The following is a 14,664-nucleotide window of genomic DNA, read 5'->3' as shown; positions in this document are numbered from 1 at the left end:
GGCGCCGCCTCCTCGGCGACCGCACCGGCGGCCACGGCCTCCTCGGCGGCCTGAGCGGCAGCGCGGCGACGCGCGGACCGCGTGAGCGGCACCTCCTCCGTCGCGGCGACGGGCTCGGACGCCGCCTCAGCGGCCACGGCCTCGTCGGCGGGCTGAGCGGCGGCGCGACGACGCGCGGACCGCGTGAGCGGCACGTCCTCCGCCGCGGCGACCGGCTCGGGCGCCGCCTCGGCGGCGACTTCGTCGGCGGCATCGCCCGCAGCCTGAGCGGCGGCGCGACGACGCGCGGACCGCGTCAGCGGCACCTCCTCGACCACTTCGGCCTCGGCGGCCTCGCTGGGAGCGACCGGCTCGTCGACCGCGCCCCCACGGCGACGGCGCGAACGGGCGCGCGGCGCCTCGTCCTCGACGACCTCACCCGCGGCGACCGCCTCGTCAGCGGCCTGCACGGCAGCCTCGCGACCGGCATCGGCCTCAGCGCCCCCGCGACGACGGCGCGAACGCGAGCGCGGCGCCTCGTCCTCGACGACCTCACCCGCGGCGACCGCCTCGTCGGCGGCCTGAGCGGCAGCCTCGCGACCGGCGTCGGCGTCAGCGCCCCCGCGACGACGACGCGAACGCGAGCGCGGCGCCTCGTCCTCCACGACCTCGCCCGCGGCCACGGCCTCGTCGGCGGCCTGCACGGCCGCGGCCTCGGCGTCCGCGTCGACCGCGGCGCCCCGGCGACGGCGCGAGCGACCGCGCGGCGCGTCCTCGTCGGCCTCGACGGCCGGCGTGTCCGTGCTCGTCTCGTCGGCGTCGACCGCGGCCCCGCGGCGACGGCGGGAGCGGCTGCGCGGCGCATCGTCATCGGACGGGGCGGCCGAGCCGTCCTCGCCGGCGACGACTTCGGCGTCCCCACCGCCACGGCGGCGGGAGCGCGGCGCGTCCTCGTCCGTCGCGCCGTCCTCGGCGACGGCGTCCACCGACTCGTTGCCGTCGGCGTTCGCGCCTCCGCGGCCTCGGCCACGGCCACGGCCTCCGCGGCGGCGGCGCTTGCGCGGCGCGCCGTCGGAGTCCTCTTCCGCGGCGGGCGCGGTGCCGGCGCGGTCCTCGGACTCGTCCGCGAGCGTCGCGACGGCGGCCTCCTGGACCTCGTCGCGGGGGCGGCGCTTGGGCGCCTTCTTGGAAGCGGCGGTGCGGCGGGCGGCGGCGACGGCCTTCTCCCGCGCGGCGGCGCGCTCCTTGGCGGCTTCCTCCGCCACTTCGGCGTCCGGCCCGACGAGCACGGCCTGGGCGATCGTGCGCCCGGCCTCCTCGATGCGGACCATCTTCTTCTCGCCGACGAAGTGGACGCCGTTGACGACGTCGATCAGGTAGCCGTCGACCTTGGCGACCGCGTCGTCCTCGTTGTACATGTGCGGCTCGACGAGGTGCACGTGCACCTCCTCGCCCGCGCGGAACGGGACGGCGTGCTCCTCGATCTCGCGCCGCGAGCCCTCCATGGTCACCGCGAAGTAGTCCAGCGGCAGGCCGTCGGAGCCTTCGAAGTGGAACCAGCGGCCCGTCTCGGCCTCGAGCTCGTGCAGCTCGCGCGCGCCGTCGGCGATGAAGAACGCCGTGACCTTCGGGTTCACCCGCAGCAGGTACGCCTCGGGGCCTTCGGCGCCCGCGTCCTTGACCATGTGCCGCATGTGGCGGGAGAACTCGATCGCGATCGTCTCCGCGGACTTGACCACGCCCTCGCCGTGGCACACCGCGCAGGTGTTGGTCATGATCTCGCGCACGCCGTCGGTGACGTTCTGGCGCGTCATCTCGACCAGGCCCAGCGGCGAGATCTCGACCACGAAGGTCTTCGTGCGGTCCTCGTCCAGCGACTTGCGCAGCACCTTCAGCACCGCGTCGCGGTTCCGCGAGCGCGCCATGTCGATGAAGTCGATGACGATGATGCCGCCGATGTCGCGCAGCCGGAGCTGGCGCACGGCCTCCTCGGCGGCCTCGAGGTTGGTCTGGGTGATCGTGTCCTCGAGCCGGGCGCTCTTGCCCTTGCCGGTGAACGAGCCCGTGTTGACGTCGATGACGGTCAGCGCCTCGGCGTAGTCGATGATCAGGTAGCCGCCGCTCGGCAGGTCCACCCGCCGCTCGAGCATGCCGTTGATCACGGGGTCGACGCCGTATTCCTCGAACAGCGAGTCGTCGCCGTCGTAGAGCTCCACGCGGTCGACCAGCTCGGGCGCGGTACGCGTGAAGAACGAGACGAGCCGGTGGTGCGCGAGCTCGTCGTCGACGACCGCGCGCTCGAAGTGCTCGGAGAAGATGTCGCGGACGACGCGGACCGAGAGGTCGGCCTCCTGGAACACCAGGGCCGGGGCCGCGGTCTCCTTCACGCGCTTCTCGAGGACCTCGTTGAGCTTGAACAGGTACTGCAGCTCGCGCTCGAAATCCGCCCGCGTGGCGCCGTGCGCCGCGGTGCGGATGATCGCGCCACCGCCACCCAGATCGAGCTGCTTGGCCTCCTTGCGCAGGCGGTCGCGCTCCTTGTCCTCCAGCCGGCGCGAGACGCCGACGCCCTCGCCCGTCGGGGCGAAGACCATGTAACGGCCGGCGATCGTGAGCTCCATGCTCAAACGCGCGCCCTTGGTCTTCAAGGGATCCTTGACGACCTGGACCGTGATCTCCTGCCCGGGCTTGAGCAGGTCCGTGATCCGGGGCCCACTGCCGCGGCCGCGCTTGGCCTGCTCGACGCCGGGGATGACGATCTCGTCGACGTGCAGGAACCCGTTCTTGTCGAGCCCGATGTCGACGAAGGCGGCCTCGAGGCCGGCCAGCACGTTGTCGACGCGGCCCTTGTAGATGTTGCCGACGATCGAGCGGCCACCTCGCCGCTCGAAGTAGATCTCGGCTACGCGGTAGCCGTCAGGGACCGTGTTCGTCTTGCGCCGGCGGCCTCCTCGACCGCGCGATGACTTGGTCGGCGCACCGGGATCACCCGACGCCTCCAGCATGGCGACGCGGGTCTCGCCGCGATCCACCGTGACCAGCACTTGCTTTTTCAAGGGACAACCTCATTGGAAGTACACGGCCCTTCCCTTGCTGGACGACGTCTCGCGCGCCTGCGCGTTGATCGAATGCAAGAGCCCGAGGGCCAGGAAAGTGGAGAGCATCGACGAGCCGCCAAAGCTCAGCAGTGGAGCCGTCACGCCTGTGATGGGCATGATCCCCACATTCATCCCGATGTTCACGAAAAGCTGGTACAGCAGCATCATTGCTATGCCGCCGGCGATCAGCGCCCCGAAGAGGTTCTTCGCGATCGTCAGGATGTGAAGCGCGCGCCAGATGAGCAGCGCGTACAGCGAGAGAACGAGCGCGCAACCGGCGAAACCGTACGTTTCGCCGATCACGGCGTAGATGAAGTCGGTGTGGTGCTCGGGCAAGAAGTCGAGCTTCGTCTGCGTGGCGCCTTCCACGCCACGGCCGGTCTTCTCACCTGAGCCGATCGCGATCCGCGCCTGCTCCTGCTGGTAGCCGGCGTCGTTGGAGCTCTCGCTCGGATGCATGAACGACGTCAGGCGGTCCACCTGGTAGGGCTTGAGGACCTCCACGCCCAGCTTCGGCGCGGCGACCAGCACGAACGCGACGGCCACCACGAACAGGGCGACGAGCCCCGCGAAGTGGCGCCACGGCGCGCCCGCGACGAACAGGATCGCGAGCGTGCCCGCGACGTAGACCGTCGCGGACCCGAGATCCTGCTGGGCGAGGACGATCATCGTCGGCAGCAGCCCGAGCAGCATCACCCGGGCGGTCGTCTGGCGTCCCATCTCGCGCATGCGCTCGACGACGAACCCCGCGAGCGCCACGACCAGCAGCACTTTGCCGACCTCGGAGTACTGCAGGTTGAAGCCCGGCAGCTCGATCCAGGACCGGGTACCTCGGGTCTCTGGCGCGATCGCCAGGATGATCAAGCTGCCGACGACGAGCAGGCCGTAGATCGGGTACCGCAGCTCCCGCAATCGGGAGTAGTCGATCCGCGACACGGCGTACATCAGGACCAGCCCGACGGCGATGTAGACCGCCTGGCGCTTGACGAAGAACAGCGGGTCGGCGTCGTCGTCGACCGTCGCGCCCTTGATCGAGATGAGCGAGCAGGCGACCAGGCCCAGCGTCGCCAGCAGGAGCAGCGGGTCCAGCCGCATCCGCCACTCGCGCGGGACGAGCGGGGGTGGCGGCTCTGAAGCTGGCTGGATCTTGGTGCTCATCGGGTGGTGCTGGACCCCGCGTGGAAGTCGCGGTCACCCACATCGAACCACTCGGACAGGATCATGCGCGCCGCGGGTGCCGCGGTCGCCGCGCCGAAGCCGCCCTTCTCGACGGTCACGACGACCACGATCGGACGGCCCTTGTCCTTGACGAAGCACGCGTACCACGCCTGGTCCGGGTTCGGCTGGCGCTCGGCGGTGCCCGTCTTGCCGTAGATCGGGTACTCGTCCATCGGCCAGCCCTCCCACACGTCGGCGGAGGTGCCGCCGTCGGACTGGGCGGCGCTGCGCAGGCCGGAGAGGACCGCCTCACGGTCGCGCGAGGACATCTTGACCTTGCGCTTGGCCTTGGGCCGGAACTCCTGGAGCGTGACGCCGTTGCCGTCCTCGATCGCCTTGCCGAGGTGCGGGCGCACGATCGTGCCGCCGTTCTCCAGCGCCGCGTAGGCGACGGCGACCTGGAGCGGCGTCGCCTGCAGGTCGCCCTGGCCGACCGCGAGGTTGACGTTGTCGCCGCCCGACCAGCCGCGCTCGATGCCACCGCACGCGAACAGCGCCGCCGTGGTCTGCTTCTGCACGCCGGCCTTGTCGGTGCACTTCTCGTACGCCTTCAGGCCTTCCTCGCGCCACTTGCGGTCCGGAATGAGACCGGGCTTCTCGTTCGGCAGGTCGATGCCGGTCTTCTTGCCGTAACCGAGCTTCTCCGCCCAGTTCTGGATGACCCGCCCGCGGTCGTTGGCCTGCGCGCCGAGCTTGAAGAAGAAGATGTCCGAGGAGACCTTCAGCGCCTCCGAGACGTTCAGCGAGCCGAACACGGCCTTCTTGGCGTTCTGGTAGTCGCGGCCGCCGTACTCCCAGTGGCCCGGGTCGTCGATCTTGCGCGACGGCGTGATCAGGCCCTCTTCGAGCGCGGCGAGCGCGGTCACGGGCTTGAACGTGGACGCCGACGGATAGCCGGACTCCGTCGCGCGGTTGAGCAGCGGCGCGTCCGTGGAGTTCGACGTCAGGTACTCGTAGGTCTTCTGCGAGAACGGCTTGGCGAAGACGCTGGCGTTGAAGGACGGCGCCGAGCCCATGGCCAGGACCTCGCCGTTGCGCGGGTCCATCGCCACGAACGCGCCGGCGCGGGCGTCGTACTCGGAGTTCTGGATCGCCTCGGTGAGCGCGCGCTCACCGGTCTTCTGCAGCTCGGAGTCGATCGTGAGCCGCAGGCGCTGCCCCTGCTTGGGCTCGGTCACGGACACCTTGCGCTCGTCGTCGCGTGAGCCGAACGCGTCCACGACGAGCCGCGTGGTGCCGTCGGTGCCGCGCAGGTACTTGTCGTAGGAGTACTCGAGCCCGCTCTGGCCGATCCGCGTGCCCTGGCTGACGTCCTTGTACTTGCGCTCCTTCATCTGCTCCGTGCTGATCTCGGAGACCGTCCCGAACAGCTGGGCGGCGAGCTTGCCCTCGGGGTACTCGCGCAGGTAGCGGTAGGTGACCTCGACGCCCTTGAAGTACTCCGGGCGCTCGCGCATGTAGTTGAACTTCGCGAGCGGGACGTCCGTCTTGATCGTGACGTTGGAGAACGGCGTGTCGGCGACGCTGCGGATGACGCGCTCGTGGATCGTCTTGGGCGTGACGTCGATCGCCTCGCCCACGCGGCGGTAGAGCTCGGCGAGCTCGGGCTCGTCGGCCGGGATCGTCGGCAGCGCGACCTTGCGGGCGACGGCCGCGGCCTTCTTGAGCTGCTTGCGCTCCTTGTCCTCGGCCTTGGTCGTCTTGCGCCCGTCGTCGCGCAGCTGGCGCACGAACGCGTCGTAGCGGCGCTCGTAGCCGAGGCGCTCGGTCTCTGACGCCGACAGGTCCTTCTGGTACTGGGAGGCCTGCTTGAGCACCTGCTCGGGCAGCGAGGACGGCACGAGCTGGACCACCGCGGCCTTCTTCGTGCGCACGAGCGGGCCGGCGTTGCGGTCCACGATGTCGCCGCGCGGCGCCTCGATCTTCTCGGTGCGGCGGCCGTTCTGGCTCGCCGCGACGCGGGCCGTGTCGCCCGTGAGCACCTGCAGGTACCAGAGGCGGAAGAAGACGATCCCGAACAGCACGAAGGCGACGCCACCGAGCACGGCAACGCGCCACGCCAGCTGCGGCGTGATCGGGCGGAGGCGTTCTTCGACGCGGTGCGGCATCCGGCTAGGCCCGGCTGAGCGGGCTCAGGCCGCCCGTCGTGTAGGCCCGGCGCCGGCGGCGGCGCGGGTCGTCGGGCAGGAAGCTCGCCAGCGCGCGGTGCATGACCGCGTAGACCGGAAGCGCGATGAGGGTGTTGAGCAGGACGATCATCAGCGTGTCGCGGAGGAGCAGGAGCGAGACCGGCGCCTTCACCCCCAGCAGGAACTGCAGGAGCGCGAAGCCCACGGCCGCGATCGCGGTCGCCGCGGCCCCGACGGCCACCGGCGCGAGGCCGTGCGCCGGATCACGCAGCTCCCGGATGCGTCCGGCACCGTAACCCACGGCCGTAAAGACCAGTGAATTCACGCCGAGCGTCTGGAAGGACGGCAGGTCGACCAGCAGGCCGAGGCTGAAGCCGAACACCGCGCCCGTGGTCGAGCCCGCGATGAACCCCGCGAACGCGACGAGCAGCGGGATCAGGTCGGCGGGCACGCCGAAGATGGTCACGTTCGAGATGGCCGTGATCTGCAGCAGCCAGCCGAACAGGCCCAGGAGCGACAGCCGCAGCACGCTGCGTCCGGAGAGCGTCACTTGGCCTCCAGGTCGGCGTGGGGCTCCGTCAGGACCTGGAGCATGTCCAGGCGCAGGAAGTCGGCGGCGGGCTTGACGTGGATGCGCTTGTCGAGGTCGCCCTCGCCGAAGTCGATCCGGCTGACCGTGCCGACCTGGACCGCCGGCGGGTAGCGCGACTCGACCTCCTCGTCGATCGTGCCGGCCGTGTAGACGAAGTCGCCCTCGCGCACGTTCGCGGTCGCGTCCACCGGCGTGAACAGCAGGTCGCCGGGCGCGCCGATCGCGGGCGTGATCGAGCCGGCGAAGCGCTGCTGGCCGACGACGACGCTCGTCGCGAAGCTCTGATCGGTGATGAGGGTGACGATCGCGCTGCCGCCGGTGGTCTCCTCAACCTTGCCGACCAGGCCCGCGCCGTTGATCACCGGGTCGCCGCGGCTGACGCCGTCGCTCTTGCCCTTGTTGATCGTCACGCGCTGGTACCAGTTGCTCGGCGAGTGCACGAAGATCCGCGCGTCGACGGGGCCGTACTTGCTCAAACCGGCCTGGTCGGCCTGGTTGAGCTCACCCCGCTGCTTGGCCTCGGCCAGCTGCTGCTGCATGGACGCGATCTGGGCCCGGGCCTCGTCGCGCTGCTCGAGCGCCTCGTCGCGCTGGTCCTTGGCGTCGATCGTGTCCCCGAACCAGCCGAAGAGATCGCGCACGGGCTTGAAGACGCGGCTGGCGCCTTCCTGGATCGGGCTGAGGACGCCGAGGGCGCCGCGTTGGATCGAGTGCAGTCGACCGTCCGAGGACTCGCCGTAGTAGGCGGTGAGGAGGATCAGCGAGGCCGCTACGAGAACGACCAGCACTGCACGGCGGCGTCTGACCGCTTTGTCGTGCATACAGGTATGAAGACTCGGTGTGGCGAAAGGGTCAAGGGCAACCTAGCGGCGGTTGCGGCGGTTGCGGTTGTTGGAGCGGTTCGACTTGTGGATCGCCTCGAACTCCTCGAGGCTCCTCCCGCTTCCCACCGCGACGCACGTGAGCGGCGACTCGGCGCGGTGCGCGGGCATCTGCGTCTCCTCGCGGAGCCGCTCGTCCAGGCCCTGCAGGAGGCTGCCGCCGCCCGCGAGCATGATGCCGCGATCCATGATGTCCGAGGCCAGCTCGGGCGGGGTGCGGTCCAGCGTCTCCTTGATGGAGTCGATGATCTGGACCAGCGGCTCCTCGAGCGCGGCACGCACTTCCTCGGACGTCAGCACGACGGTCTTGGGGAGGCCGGAGACGAGGTCGCGGCCGCGGATCTCGGCCTGCACCTCCTCCTCGAGCGGGTACGCGGACCCGATCTCGAGCTTGACCTCCTCGGCCGTCTGCTGGCCGATCAGGAGCTTGTACTCCTTCTTGACGTAGTTGATGATCGAGTCGTCGAGCTCGTCGCCGCCGACGCGGATCGACTGGCTGACGACGATGCCGCCGAGGCTGATGACGGCGACCTCGGAGGTGCCGCCGCCGATGTCGACGACCATGTTGCCCGTCGGCTCACCGACCGGCAGGCCGGCGCCGATGGCCGCGGCCATCGGCTCCTCGATCAGGTACGCCTGGCGCGCACCGGCGCTCAGGCACGCCTCTTCCACGGCGCGCTTCTCGACGCCGGTGACCCCGGAGGGCACGCAGACGACGACGCGCGGATGCGCCCAGCGGTTCTGGTGCACCTTCTGGATGAAGTGGCGCAGCATCTCCTCCGTCACGTCGAAGTCGGCGATGACGCCGTCCTTCAGGGGACGGATTGCCGAGATCGTGCCGGGGGTACGACCGAGCATGCGCTTGGCCTCGATGCCGACCGCGTGCACCTCGCCGGTGCGGGAGTCGATCGCGACCACCGACGGCTCGCTCAGCACGATCCCGCGACCGCGGACGTAGACGAGCGTGTTGGCCGTGCCGAGATCGACCGCCATGTCACGGCCACCGAAACCGGTGAGGTACGAGAAGAAGCCCATGCGTGAGCGGACCGGACCTCCTCTAGTAAGGGAGACCGAGCCGATGCCGGAGTCTACCTAACGGCCGATGGACCGAAATGGGCTGCAAAGGACCCTTCACGGCCGCGCGGAAGCGCTTGCGCCCGCTGGAGGGCGCGTTGCCCTGCCGAGCAAGACCCCCCGAACGGCGTACCGCTAGACGGGAAGGAGCTCGGGCACGGCGTCCAGCAGGCGTGCGAGGGGCAGGCCGACGACGTTCAGATAGTCGCCCTCGATGCCCGCGATCAGCGCGGCGCCGGCGCCCTGGATCGCGTAGCCGCCCGCGCGGCCGCGCCACTCCCCCGTCCCGACGTACCAGTCGATCAGTGAAGGGCTCGCCGGCCGGAAGTGGACCTGGGTGACCTCGACCGAGGTGTGGACCAGCTCGCCATCACGGACGACGGCGATGCCGCCGACCACCTGATGGGTGCGACCCGCCAGGCGCGCCATGAACGCGCGCGCCTGGTCGGCGTCGGCCGGCTTGCCGAGGACGTCGCCTTCGAGGCCGACGTCCGTGTCCGCGCCGAGCACGGTCGCGTCGGTGGCGACCTGCGCCGCCACCGCCAGCGCCTTGCGGCGCGCGTTCTCTTCGGCGACCTGGACGGGATCGCCCGTGCTCTCCTCCTCGACGTCCGAGACGTGGACGGTGAAGGAGATGCCGATCTGCTCGAGGATGGCGCGCCGCTGCGGCGAGCCCGACCCCAGGACTAGAGGTCGGGGAAGAACTAGAGCTCCGGGAAGAAGATGCCGGCCTCGCGGATGCCGGACTCGGGCGAGTCGGACCCGTGGACCATGTTCGTACCGATCTCGATGGCGAAGTCGCCGCGGATCGAGCCGGTGGTGGCCTCGAGCGGGTTCGTGGCACCGATCACCTGGCGCGCCGCCTTGATCGCGCTCTCGCCCTCGAGGACGAGCGCGACGATCGGGCCGGAGGTGATGAAGCTCACGAGCTCGCCGAAGAACGGGCGCTCGGCGTGCTCGGCGTAGTGCTGCTTGGCGAGGTCCTCGGTGACCGTCAGGTGCTTGGCAGCAACGATCTTGAGGCCCTTGCGTTCAAAACGGGCGATGATCTCCCCGGTCAGGCCGCGCGCGAAGGCGTCCGGCTTGACCAGGATCAGGGTCTTTTCAATAGCCATAGCCCGTCAGTGTGTCAGCGACGCCGACGACGCGAGGTTTCACCCGTGCCGGCCTCGGCGGGCTCGGGCTGCGCGATCTCGGCGGCGACGGTCGACTGGTCCGTCGTCTGACGGCGACGGCGACGCGTCGTGGTGGCCGACGGCGACGGCGCGCTCGTCTCGGCCTCGCAGAACGGGCAGATGCGCCACGCCGGATCGATCGGCTTCGAGCACGAGTAGCAACGCTCCTTGAGCTTGCGCATGCAGCTCGGGCACCGCAGGTAGTCGGCCTGGACCTCGTAGTCGCAGTGCGGGCACAGGTGGTAGTCCAGGTTCGCCAGGCGCGCTTCGGCGGCGGTCATCTCGAGCTCGCGCAGGCGCACGTCGTCGAGGAACTCCGGCGGGCGGACGATGAGGTAGACGATCGTCCCGATGAACGGGAAGAAGCTCGCCAGCGTCGCGCAGGCGACGAGCAGCGGATCATCGATCCGCCGGCGGGCGTCCGCGAAGGTCCAGAAGATCAGGGCGAGATAGAGGACCGCGGCGACGAGCAGCAGGACGTTGAGAATGGTCCGCGCCCATTCCTGCTCGAGGTTCTCGATCCCAAATACGGCAAGCGTGTTCATGTGATGACCTGGAATCGTAGTGGGAGAGGCGGCGACACCATCACAGGAAGGCGCGCCCCAGCGCATAGCCGATGCCGAAGAAGATCAGGATGACCACGGCGACCACGACCGCCACGAGGGCGATCATCGCGAGGACGCTCGGTCCGCGTTCTTCGCGTTCGCTCACAGCGCGCTCGCCCGACGCGTGCCCGGCGCGCTGAGCAGGTCGGCAACAAGGTAGATCGAACCCGTGGCGAGCACGGTTCCATGTTCGCCGGCGATCTCCCGCGCCCTGCTGACGGCCTTGCGCGGGTCCGGTTCGATCTCACTGGGGACGGTGCTACCCACCTTTGCGGCAAGGTCCGCGAGCGTGGCCGGCGAGAGCGCGCGCGGGTTCGGGACGCGGGTGAAGACGGCGGCCGACAGGCGGGGCAGCAGGGCCTTGAGCATCGCCGCGGCGTCCTTGTCGTCCAGTACCGCGATCACCGCGACGGTGCCCTCCGGCACGGATTCCGCCAGCGCCGCGATGCCCGGCGCGTTGTGCGCGCCGTCGTAGATCGTCAGCGGGTCGTGCGCCACGACCTGGAGCCGGCCGGGGACGGCGAGCGAGATCGGCGCGGCGTCGAGCGGGGTGCCGAGCACGGCCTTGGCCGCGGCGACGGCCGCGCCGAGGTTCAAGCGCTGGTAGCCGGGAGCGTCAACGCCGACTGACGCCGGGCGGACGATCTCGGCACCGGTGGCCAGCGCGAGGGCGAGCACGTCGGGGTCGTCGTCGCCGAGGACCAGCGTCGCGCCGGGGCGGACGACCGCGAGCTTCTCCCCCGCGATGTCGGGGATCGTCGGGCCGAGCCAGCGCGTGTGCTCGAGGCCGACGTTCGTGAGCACGACGACCTCCGCGCCGAGCACGTTGGTGGCGTCGTAGCGGCCGCCGAGGCCCGCCTCGATCACGGCGACCTCGACGCCGTGACGGGCGAGCTCGTCGAACGCGGCGGCGGTCAGCAACTCGAACTGGGTCACGCGCTCACCGTCCGGCGAGGTCCGGTCGACCTTCGCGGCGGCGGTCGCCGCGCGCTCGATCGCGCCGGCGAACTCGGAAGCCGTGAGGTCACGGTCGCCGACGCGGATGCGCTCCGCGAACGTCGTCAGGTGCGGCGAGAGGTACGCGCCGGTCTTGACCCCGTGCGCCTCCAGCAGCGCCGCCGTGAAGCGGACGGTGCTCGACTTGCCGTTGGTGCCGACGACGTGGACGGCGCGGAAACGCTCCTGCGGCGAGCCCAGAACCGTCAGCAGCCGGCGCATGCGCTCCAGGCCGAAGCGCATCCCGAACAGCTCGAGCGACAGCATGTGCTCCTCGGCCCTTCGAACGTCCCAGCTCACCCGCCGTGCTCCTTGACGTAAAGCGGTTTCTTTCGGTGGCGGTTATGGAGACCCATCCGCCGAGCAGTCTAGGAAATGACCGCCACCGGGACGCCCGGGACGAGCCGCCGCGCGAGAAATCGCACCGCCGCGTTGGAGACCCGGACGCACCCGTGCGAGCGCGCGGAGCCGAGCGGATCGGCCAGGCTCGCGCCGCCCCGGCCGTGGATCGCGACCCGCCCCGGGCCGCCCCCGTAGTCGTCGAGCACCTCGCTGTGCGCGGTCAGGTGCAGCGCGTACGGCCCGAGGAACCCGTCCGGGTCCGGCTCACGCGCGAACTCGGCCACGGCGAAGCGCCCGACCGGCGTCGGCGTGCCGGGCGCGCCGACGACCGCGCGGAACCGCCGCACGGTCCGCCCGCCGCGCAGGACGCGCACGAGGCGAGCCGAGCGATCGACCTCGACCCGCCAGCGCGTCCGCGAGAGCCGCACGCGCCGCGCGTTGACCCACGCACTGCGCCCGTTGGGCCGCTCGGGCAGCAGCACGCGCAACCAGTCGTCGCGCACCTCGAGCACGAGCAGCCCGACCGGCCCGCCGGTCGCCGGCGAGAGCGGCGCGAGCATCCGCGGCGAGCCCTCGGCGCGCGGCCCGCTCCACGCGGGCGTGTCGGCGACGAGCCGCGCGATCCACGCCGCGCCGCGGGTGGGCGCGGAAGATAAAGGACCTGGGGCTTTATGTTCGACGCGCGCTGATGTGGGGGCGACGAGCCGCGCGATCCATGCCGCGCTGCGGGTGGGCGCGGCCGCCGCGGAAGATAAAGGACCTGGGGCTTTAGGTTCGGCGGGCGCACTCGCCGGCGCCGCGGCGGTCGTCGCCGCGATCGCCGCCCACGTCGCGGCGAGCGCGCGCATCGCTCAGCCCGTCACGCCGCCGCCCGACGCGGACACCGGCACGACCTGGATCGTCGCCGGGTTCACGCGGCGCCCGCCCTGGCGGCTCGTGACCGCGGCGAGATTCGTGATCCTGCCTCGGGCGGTGCGGGCGACCCGCATCCAGATGAAGCCCTCGCGCTGGCCGGTGAGGTGCGGGAGCGTCACGCACGGGCGGCCACGGCGGAAGGTCACCTTGACGGTCGCACGGACGAAGGCCAGGCCGCGCGGGACGAGGTCGCAGACGAGCACGTTGTCGGCCACGTCGGTGCCGAGATTCGTGACCCGGATGCGGAACTTCACGGTCGATCCCGCTCGCACGCGGCGCAGCTCGACGGCGCGGCCGCGCGGGGTCATGACCTTCTTGCAGATGTCGACCTCGGCGCTGCCGCTCTCGACGACGATCGTGCCGGGTGTCTGCTCGGGCTCGAGCGGTTGGCCCGGCTCGTTCTCCTCGGGCGTGGCCGTCGGCGTGACGATCGGGCTCGGGCTCACGGTCGGCAGCGGCGTCGGACGCGGGCCGACGGTCGGCGTGGGCGTCGGGACGACCGGCGTCGGCGTCGGCTCCGGGGACGGGGTCGGCGAGATCGTCGGGATCGGCGTCGGGGTCGACGTCGGCGTGCTCGTCGCGGTCGGCGTGGGTGTCGGCGACGGGGTCGGGCACGGCGTCGGGTCGGGCAGGCACGGGTCCGGCGGGTTGACGCCGATCTCGCCCGTCCCGTAGACGGACTCCGCCGCGATCGAGCCGAAGATGTGCTGGTAGGTCAGGTCGACCCGCGCCCGTGGCGCGAGCACGCTCCCCTGCCACGCCGTCCCGGGCGGGCCGAGCGCCACCGACGACGCCTCCGGGAAGTTCCACAGCATCGCCCGCCGGCGCGCTTCGAGGTCCGCGTTCTGGGCCGGGTTGCCGACCTGGACGAACCCGGTCGCGTCGTCCCAGATGAAGATCCCGCCCTGCAGATGGTTCTGGAACGAGCCGCCGCGCACGTTGATCAGGGTCGTCGCGCCGTCCGGGACCCGCACACGCAACGTCAGCGCGCGCTCGAGCAGCGAGGCGTCGAGGTTGAACACGTTGCGGGTCGGGTCCTCGCCGACCAGCGACAGCGTCGAGGTGACGAGCGTCCAGGTGCCGACGTCGTCGAGCTCGCCCCACGACGTGGAACGGATCACGAGCCCGTCGAACAGCGCGTCCACGTCGAACGGCGGCGCCGCCTTGGTCACGGTCCCGTTCGGCACGGTGAAGCCGGCGGGCGTGATCCCCACGCCGTACGTGACGCTGCCGTTGTTGATGCCGACCGAGTTGAGCGTCGCCGTCCCGCCGACCGCCAGGTCCACGCGCGTCCGGTCGACCGGCAGCTTGGTCGCCACACCGGAGCTCGTCAGCCGCGCGTCGCCGCCGACGACCACGCGCCCGTCGGCCTCGCTGTTGGTCTCCTCCCAGTCGCCGTGGGTGACGACCGAGTACGCGGGCACCGGGCCGAGCGGCGCGTTCATGCAGTCCTCGTCGTCCTGCTGCGCGGCGACCATCGCCGCGCGCGGCGCCCCCATCCCGAACGCCACGACCGTCGCAAGCACCGCCGACACGATCACCCACCAACGCATTTGGCAGCAAGCTGACCAAACATGGGGTGAGAAGGGATCACCCACTGAGGACGAACGGACATCGGCCGATCAGAGGAACGACCAAACCCCGATAGGACCCCTCGCCC

The 14,664-nt window shown here is 71.0% G+C and carries 13 protein-coding genes; all 13 read right to left on the bottom strand.

The features are described from left to right. A partial coding sequence (locus OJ997_RS13035; protein ID WP_270025539.1) for an Rne/Rng family ribonuclease occupies positions 1–3,035 on the bottom strand: 3,035 nt, incomplete at its 3' end. A gap of 9 nt (positions 3,036–3,044) precedes the next feature. Further along, a complete protein-coding gene (gene rodA, locus OJ997_RS13030; RefSeq protein WP_270025538.1) occupies positions 3,045–4,235 on the bottom strand; it encodes a rod shape-determining protein RodA in 1,191 nt (396 codons plus the stop codon). Further along, positions 4,232–6,403, bottom strand: a complete 2,172-nt coding sequence (gene mrdA / locus OJ997_RS13025; RefSeq protein ID WP_270025537.1) for a penicillin-binding protein 2 — start codon at positions 6,401–6,403, stop codon at positions 4,232–4,234. Before mrdA ends, rodA begins: the two co-directional genes overlap by 4 nt. 4 nt (positions 6,404–6,407) lie before the next feature. Next, positions 6,408–6,974, bottom strand: a complete 567-nt coding sequence (mreD, locus tag OJ997_RS13020; RefSeq protein ID WP_270025536.1) for a rod shape-determining protein MreD — start codon at positions 6,972–6,974, stop codon at positions 6,408–6,410. Continuing rightward, a complete protein-coding gene (gene mreC / locus OJ997_RS13015) occupies positions 6,971–7,804 on the bottom strand; it encodes a rod shape-determining protein MreC (protein ID WP_270025535.1) in 834 nt (277 codons plus the stop codon). The genes mreD and mreC overlap by 4 nt, the downstream gene beginning before the upstream one ends. Before the next feature lie 75 nt (positions 7,805–7,879). Further along, positions 7,880–8,932: a rod shape-determining protein gene (locus tag OJ997_RS13010; protein WP_270025534.1), complete on the bottom strand. Its 1,053-nt coding sequence runs from the start codon at positions 8,930–8,932 to the stop codon at positions 7,880–7,882. A 174-nt stretch (positions 8,933–9,106) separates the two neighbouring features. After that, entirely contained in the window at positions 9,107–9,655 is a 549-nt protein-coding gene (locus tag OJ997_RS13005) for a nucleoside triphosphate pyrophosphatase (protein ID WP_270025541.1), read from the bottom strand. A gap of 20 nt (positions 9,656–9,675) precedes the next feature. Beyond that, on the bottom strand, positions 9,676–10,086 hold the full coding sequence (gene ndk, locus OJ997_RS13000) for a nucleoside-diphosphate kinase (RefSeq protein ID WP_270025533.1): 411 nt from the start codon (positions 10,084–10,086) through the stop codon (positions 9,676–9,678). A gap of 14 nt (positions 10,087–10,100) precedes the next feature. After that, entirely contained in the window at positions 10,101–10,691 is a 591-nt protein-coding gene (locus OJ997_RS12995) for a zinc ribbon domain-containing protein (RefSeq protein WP_270025532.1), read from the bottom strand. Positions 10,692–10,731: 40 nt separating this feature from the next. Continuing rightward, positions 10,732–10,857, bottom strand: a complete 126-nt coding sequence (locus OJ997_RS12990; protein ID WP_270025531.1) for a hypothetical protein — start codon at positions 10,855–10,857, stop codon at positions 10,732–10,734. Next, positions 10,854–12,047, bottom strand: a complete 1,194-nt coding sequence (locus OJ997_RS12985; protein ID WP_270025530.1) for a bifunctional folylpolyglutamate synthase/dihydrofolate synthase — start codon at positions 12,045–12,047, stop codon at positions 10,854–10,856. Before OJ997_RS12985 ends, OJ997_RS12990 begins: the two co-directional genes overlap by 4 nt. A 68-nt stretch (positions 12,048–12,115) precedes the next feature. Further along, the gene (locus tag OJ997_RS12980) at positions 12,116–12,937 is read right to left on the bottom strand and encodes a L,D-transpeptidase (RefSeq protein ID WP_270025529.1); all 822 of its coding nucleotides are present in this window, start codon (positions 12,935–12,937) and stop codon (positions 12,116–12,118) included. 3 nt (positions 12,938–12,940) lie between these two features. Continuing rightward, the gene (locus OJ997_RS12975) at positions 12,941–14,557 is read right to left on the bottom strand and encodes a choice-of-anchor A family protein (protein ID WP_270025528.1); all 1,617 of its coding nucleotides are present in this window, start codon (positions 14,555–14,557) and stop codon (positions 12,941–12,943) included. Positions 14,558–14,664 lie beyond the last annotated feature (107 nt).

Origin of the sequence: Solirubrobacter phytolaccae, from assembly GCF_027587195.1 — a bacterium.
Classification (GTDB): Bacteria; Actinomycetota; Thermoleophilia; order Solirubrobacterales; family Solirubrobacteraceae; genus Solirubrobacter; species Solirubrobacter phytolaccae.
Note: the sequence above shows the minus strand (reverse complement) of the source record. Positions and strands in the feature narration are given on the sequence as shown.

Bases quoted from the DNA above. Each gene is read 5' to 3' on its own strand.
- rodA (WP_270025538.1), bottom strand. From the start codon at position 4,235: ATGAGCACCAAGATCCAGCCAGCTTCAGAGCCGCCACCCCCGCTCGTC.
- mrdA (WP_270025537.1), bottom strand. From the start codon at position 6,403: ATGCCGCACCGCGTCGAAGAACGCCTCCGCCCGATCACGCCGCAGCTG.
- OJ997_RS13010 (WP_270025534.1), bottom strand. From the start codon at position 8,932: ATGGGCTTCTTCTCGTACCTCACCGGTTTCGGTGGCCGTGACATGGCG.
- ndk (WP_270025533.1), bottom strand. From the start codon at position 10,086: ATGGCTATTGAAAAGACCCTGATCCTGGTCAAGCCGGACGCCTTCGCG.
- OJ997_RS12995 (WP_270025532.1), bottom strand. From the start codon at position 10,691: ATGAACACGCTTGCCGTATTTGGGATCGAGAACCTCGAGCAGGAATGG.
- OJ997_RS12980 (WP_270025529.1), bottom strand. From the start codon at position 12,937: ATGCGCGCGCTCGCCGCGACGTGGGCGGCGATCGCGGCGACGACCGCC.
- OJ997_RS12975 (WP_270025528.1), bottom strand. From the start codon at position 14,557: ATGCGTTGGTGGGTGATCGTGTCGGCGGTGCTTGCGACGGTCGTGGCG.